The organism is Microcoleus sp. (assembly GCF_049646505.1).
Taxonomy (GTDB): Bacteria; Cyanobacteriota; Cyanobacteriia; order Cyanobacteriales; family Microcoleaceae; genus Microcoleus.
In genome coordinates this window covers 1-3,756 of the sequence record NZ_JBARVX010000045.1, presented here as the reverse complement: position 1 = coordinate 3,756, position 3,756 = coordinate 1, and the positions used below count along the sequence as shown (strand labels likewise).

Below are 3,756 nucleotides of genomic sequence, written 5' to 3'. Positions count from 1 at the left end.
GGGACTTGACTTAATGCCTCACCCATAAGTGTAATCAGTTATCACTAACTCCGTTGAGAGTTAGGCTAACCGTCCCTGGATAGGAAAACCTACCCATTTAGGTTAAACGAATCGCACACCGGAAATGATATGATACATTTCTTAAACCTGAAAGTGGGAAAGTCCGGTGCAATTCCGGCGCTGTGCCGCAACTGTGAAAGTCAGAATGCCGATTTCAGGAAGTTTACTTTACATTCCCTGCGTCGCACGGGGAGGAGATTATTTGTTAGTTTTGACTGATTTACCAACTTGTCCCGGTCTATTTTACGGTTCCCGCGCCCGCGACGGAGTTTTATCGAGGATGCGAATTCCGGGGGGAATTTTAACTGTACCGCAGTGTTGGTCGATCGCCAATTTAGTCGATCGCTACAGTACCGGCTATTTGCAAATCACAAATCGGGCAAATTTGCAAATCCGAGAATTGCACTCAGAAATTCCCCCAGAAGTTTGGCAAGATTTGCAGGAATTGGGATTAGCATCTCGTCGCGTAGAAGTTGACCCGATTCGCAATATGATGGCAAGCCCGACAGCAGGAATCGACCGACAGCAGTTACTCGATACTCGCCCCCTAGTGAAAGCTTGGGACGATTACCTGCAAACACATCCCGAATTAGCAGAACTTTCGGCTAAATTCAGCATTGGTTTTGATGGCGGAGAATTAGTTTCAATCCGCAATTTACGGAACGATATTTTATTAGTAGCAGAAAGGAATTCGACAAATTTTGAAATAGTTTTTTGCCTGTATTTGAACAGCAATACAGGAATTATTATCGAACAATCGCAAACTATTTTAGTATTAGCAACCCTCGCTAATATCTATCTGGAATATACCAAAAATCGACCGCGAATTGATGGCAAAAAACCGCGCTTGCGGCACTTGCTAGCCGATTGGGGCGTTGAAAATTATCTCGAAAAAGTAGAGACAAAATTGCCGTTTTCCTTGGGGCGAAGCGCGATCGAACTTTCAGAAAAGGCGATCGAACCCAACGCCAATCTCGGCATCCACCGTCAGCAACAGTCGGATTTCTCCTACATCGGCATTGCCCTGCCTCTAGGCAAGCTAGAATCAAAGCAACTGCGGAATTTGGCAAACTTAGCCCAAAATCTCGCCAGCGGCACTCTGAGGCTTACACCGTGGCAAAATCTGCTGATTTCCGACATCCCCAACTCCCAAGTTTCTGAAGTCAAACAGCAAATCGCCGATTTAGGATTGCACTCATCCGCAACTAATCTAGATTCCTGCTTAGTTGCTTGCGCCGGTAGTAGCGGCTGCGCGTCGGCGGCGACAGATACTCAAAGTCACGCCCTAACAATGGCCAAGGATTTAGCGCAAAAACTGACGATCGACCGATCGATCAATATCCATTTCAGCGGCTGCGAAAAATCCTGCGCCCAACACCAGCCAATGGACATCACCCTAATCGGAATTCAGATTGAGCAGGAAAACCAGACGATCGCAGGTTACAACATTTATGTAGGTAAAAAAGACCAGCCCTTTGGACGGCAAATCTTCCCCGCCGTGACTGTAGCCGAAATGCCCCGCGCGATCGAGCAAATGCTGCGCGCCTACCAGCAATTGCGAGAACCGGGCGAGTCATTTGGCGAATTTTGCGATCGATGGGCGATCGACAAATTGCAAAAATTACTTAGCCCAGAAAATCAGAATTAAAACAAAAAATATCCATTAAAACCGAAAAATTGTAATCATCTCCCCTTCTCTTTCTTACTTCGCGCCCTTAGCGCCTTCGCGGTTCATTTAAAAAGCTATTTCATCAATCAAACAAACTACCCATAATAACAATTTCAAATAAAGTTAAGTACAGTCTTTTAATGCCCAATGCCCAATGCCCAATTCCCAATTCCCAATTCCCAATTCCCAATTCCCAATTCCCAATTCCCAATTCCCAATTCCCAATTATTTTAATGATTGACTACATCCGAGACGGAACAGAAATCTACACAAAATCCTTCGCCACAATCCGCGCCGAAGCAGACTTGTCAAAATTGCCGCCAGACTTAGAATCCGTCGCCGTGCGACTAATTCACAGTTGCGGAATGATCGACATCGTTACAGACTTAGCAGCTTCCCCCGGCGCAGCTACCTGCGGGCGTCAAGCCCTTTCCGCAGGCGCGCCGATTTTGTGCGATGCGCGAATGATAGCCGAAGGCATCACCCGCAAGCGGCTTCCTGCTAACAATCAGGTGATTTGCACCCTCTGGCATCCCGATGTCCCGGAGTTGGCGCGCCAAATCGGCAATACTCGATCGGCTGCGGCACTGGATTTGTGGCTAGATAACTTAGATGGTGCGGTGGTGGCCATTGGCAATGCCCCGACTGCTTTGTTCCGACTGCTGGAAATGCTGGATGCTGGAGCCCCCAAACCTGCCTTGATTCTCGGTTTCCCGGTAGGATTTGTGGGGGCGGCGGAATCTAAAGCCGAACTCGCAGCCAACAGTCGGGGAGTGCCGTTTATCGCGCTGCAGGGGCGGCGCGGTGGCAGTGCAATGGCAACGGCGGCCGTGAATGCGTTAGCTAAAGAGGACGAATTATGACTGAGACTGCTGGTAAATTGTACGGATTGGGCATCGGCCCTGGCGATCCGGAATTGATTACTTTGAAAGCTTATCGGATTTTGCAATCGGTGCCGGTCATTGCATATCCGGCGATGGAAAATGGTAAGGTGCTGGCGCGGGCGATCGTCGCAGATTATTTGCGTCCAGAACAAATTGAGATTCCGATGCCGCTGCCTTTTAGTCCGACGCGATCGTCCCAACCTTATTATGATGTTGCTGCCGAGAAAATTGCCGCCCACCTCACCGAGGGCCGGGATGTGGCGGTTTTGTGCGAGGGCGAGCCTTTTCTCTACGGCTCGTTTATGTATTTGTTCAACCGTTTGTCGGGAAAGTTTACTACCGAAGTTGTGCCGGGAATTTCTTCGACTATGGCGAGTGCGAGTGCGCTGGGAGTACCGTTAACTTACCGCAACGATGTGTTGAGTATTATGCCTGCGACGCTGGATGCGGATGTTTTGCGCGATCGGCTGGCGCTGGTTGATGCTGCTGTGATTATTAAGCTGGGGAGGCACTTTGCGAAAGTCCGGGAGGTGCTGATTGAGTTGGGACAGTTCGATCGCGCACTATATATAGAACGCGCAACTATGCCAAATCAGCGAATTAAGGCGATCGCAGATGTCGATCCGGCGGAAGTTCCCTATTGGGCGCTGGTGATGATACCCAGCCAACAAAAGTCTGTATCTTAATATTTCCATGCCTGAAGGCGACAAGCTTCCAGGCTTTTCCTGTTTTTTTGTGCATTCTTGCCCATTTACCCAGCTTTCTTCAAGAAGATAAGTAAAAATTATCATTCTCATCAGCTTAACTGTCGTTACAGGCCTTTACAAACCTGAGAATATGCTTTATATTTATTTACATGGCGGAACACAAAGCCGTCACGAACATTGAAAACCAAATAACGCAATCATAAATACATGACAGCCACCTTACAGCAGCGCGAAAGCGCCAACCTGTGGGACCAGTTTTGTAACTGGGTCACTTCGACCGACAACCGCCTCTATGTAGGTTGGTTCGGAGTCCTGATGATTCCTACACTACTGACAGCCACAATCTGCTACATCACTGCATTCATCGCAGCCCCTCCCGTAGACATTGACGGCATCCGCGAACCTGTTGCAGGTTCCTTGATGTTCGGCAACAACA

3 protein-coding genes, 1 pseudogene and 1 riboswitch are annotated in these 3,756 nt (G+C 48.5%); all 4 genes and pseudogenes read left to right on the top strand.

Annotated elements, in window-relative coordinates; all coding sequences use genetic code 11:
* The first annotated feature begins 139 nt into the window (after positions 1–139).
* Positions 140–219, top strand: a riboswitch (adenosylcobalamin-variant (AdoCbl-variant) riboswitch).
* Entirely contained in the window at positions 206–1,708 is a 1,503-nt protein-coding gene (gene cobG / locus WBA89_RS02585) for a precorrin-3B synthase (RefSeq protein ID WP_424403797.1), read from the top strand. Its footprint overlaps the riboswitch before it by 14 nt.
* A gap of 254 nt (positions 1,709–1,962) precedes the next feature.
* Positions 1,963–2,592, top strand: coding sequence for a precorrin-8X methylmutase (locus WBA89_RS02580; RefSeq protein ID WP_424403799.1), 630 nt, complete (start codon positions 1,963–1,965; stop codon positions 2,590–2,592).
* Positions 2,589–3,299 carry a precorrin-2 C(20)-methyltransferase gene (locus WBA89_RS02575; RefSeq protein ID WP_424403795.1) on the top strand — a complete coding sequence of 237 codons (711 nt, stop codon included), beginning with the start codon at positions 2,589–2,591 and terminating at the stop codon, positions 3,297–3,299. The genes WBA89_RS02580 and WBA89_RS02575 overlap by 4 nt, the downstream gene beginning before the upstream one ends.
* Positions 3,300–3,527: 228 nt before the next feature.
* A pseudogene (locus tag WBA89_RS02570) lies at positions 3,528–3,756 on the top strand (photosystem II q(b) protein); the annotation flags it as partial.

Bases quoted from the DNA above. Each gene is read 5' to 3' on its own strand.
- WBA89_RS02580 (WP_424403799.1), top strand. From the start codon at position 1,963: ATGATTGACTACATCCGAGACGGAACAGAAATCTACACAAAATCCTTC.
- cobG (WP_424403797.1), top strand. From the start codon at position 206: ATGCCGATTTCAGGAAGTTTACTTTACATTCCCTGCGTCGCACGGGGA.
- WBA89_RS02575 (WP_424403795.1), top strand. From the start codon at position 2,589: ATGACTGAGACTGCTGGTAAATTGTACGGATTGGGCATCGGCCCTGGC.